This is a genomic window from Halorubrum alkaliphilum (genome assembly GCF_017873815.1).
In the GTDB taxonomy this organism is placed as follows: Archaea; Halobacteriota; Halobacteria; order Halobacteriales; family Haloferacaceae; genus Halorubrum; species Halorubrum alkaliphilum.
This window is the reverse complement of the sequence record NZ_JAGGKQ010000056.1, coordinates 1-1674: the sequence shown is the minus strand read 5'-3', so window position 1 is coordinate 1674 and position 1674 is coordinate 1. Positions and strand designations below refer to the sequence as shown.

2 protein-coding genes and 1 pseudogene are annotated in these 1674 nt (G+C 51.0%); all 3 read right to left on the bottom strand.

What is annotated here, in order from left to right:
• Nucleotides 1-645, bottom strand: a pseudogene (locus J2751_RS15425) (ISH3 family transposase); the annotation flags it as partial.
• Between the two features lie 108 nt (nt 646-753).
• A complete protein-coding gene (locus tag J2751_RS15420) occupies nt 754-1437 on the bottom strand; it encodes an FxLYD domain-containing protein (protein ID WP_209487336.1) in 684 nt (227 codons plus the stop codon).
• Nucleotides 1438-1485: 48 nt separating this feature from the next.
• Nucleotides 1486-1674 (bottom strand): hypothetical protein (locus tag J2751_RS15415; protein WP_209487333.1); only part of this gene is annotated, 189 nt, incomplete at its 5' end.

Below are 1674 nucleotides of genomic sequence, written 5' to 3'. Positions count from 1 at the left end.
GACGATTGGCATCGCATAGGCGTAGTTGTGCGCGTACAGCAGTTTGAGGCAGGTGCTGTTGTAGAATCCGCGATCAAGGTAGACGGCCTTGACGCTGAGGTCAAGGCCGTCAAGAAGTTCCAGAAACTCACCGAGGACATCGCTGGTGGTTTCGCCAGCGACGAGCTGGCGAACCGCCAGCGTGTACCGCTTGTTGCGTACCCGCACGTAGAGCGTCGTATAGGCGTGAAACGTTGTTGTTCCACGCTTAGCCTGTGAGGAGTACAGAGCCTCGGTTTCGTCCTCGTCACCGTAGTAGGGATCGAGGTGGAGGTCTGCGCAGACCTCCACCGGTCGATCCGGAAGTGTCTCGAGCGTATCTCGTTGAAGCAGCGTGTCTCCAACCTCCTCAACCGAGTCAAGCTCGAACTGATCGGTGAGATGTCCACGGACGGTATTGGCGTGCGGTGAGTCATCGGTCGTTTCGCAGACGTGATTGATTGAGGTCCCGCCGGCGCTGGCGCCGGCGAGGACCTCGTACAATGTCTCTGTCGTGACCTCTACGTTCTCGTCGAGGTCTACCGGAAGTTCTCCTTCGAGGCTGTTGACGACAAAATTAAGCAGGTGCTCTTCCTCTATCTCGCTGTCTGCTTGGGTTGATTGCACATCCTCTCCAAGCAGACGCTTACTCTAACCCGATGTGATCGACTGATCCTCACTCTCTTCGGGAGAACTGTATCAACAATCTACGCCACAAGAGCGTACTCTGTATAGTTACAACTGAGATATAAACAGTGCAATGTCACTACCCGGTGGGGAGAAATCGGCATCCACGGATTGAATCGGGACACGAAACTGCCAGTCAGTCTCTGGGGGGATTCGAGATTGTGAGACCCTTCCTACATGGGTCAACCAATCGTTATCATAAACTGTTGCGACTAATAGGACACCAATCTCAGAATCTCGCATATTTGAAATTATTCCAGAGAGCGTCTCAGGATTCTCAACGGTGGTTGATCGTATTTCTAAATTGTCCGGAATACTTTGCTTGCGTCCGATGAAACGGGCGGTCACTTCAAAAGAATCAGCAGGAACCTCCCCAGATTTCTCCACATGAAGATACCAAGAGCTGTTTGGCTTGAGTGCTGGTACGCTTTTTGAATCCCAATCAATGAAATTACCATCGTCATCATACCAATCCACAATAATCTCTAGTGACTGAACTGCGATACTGTCGCGGTTAGTAACAATAAACTCAGCAACAAAACCTTCCTCAAACCATTCAGCGGTGTCAAATATCAGATCAATATCTGACTCATCTGCCGTATCGTTTGTAGGTTGATCCCCGTTGTCTGACGTAGATGTTTCATTAGGCGTCCGTTCCTCTTGTTCAGTTGAACAACCTGATAGGAAAGCCGCGCCACCTACGCTAGCGATATACTCTCGGCGGTTGGGCATGACGACATATTAGTTACCCAAATAAAAGAAGATACCTTGAATAATCCGTCACGTATCAGCTAAGAAGTCAGGGATCGGTTCCCCTTCCTCTTCGCGAATTTCCTTTTCGCGCTTCAAATCGTCGTCGTCTAATGCGTTCCATAGCTCACACGCCGGTACTGGCGCGTTCTCTTCGGGGATTCCTTCCGGGGTGTGTTTGCCTACTGTGTCGCACGTCGCGACCGTGAGGTGTGGTTG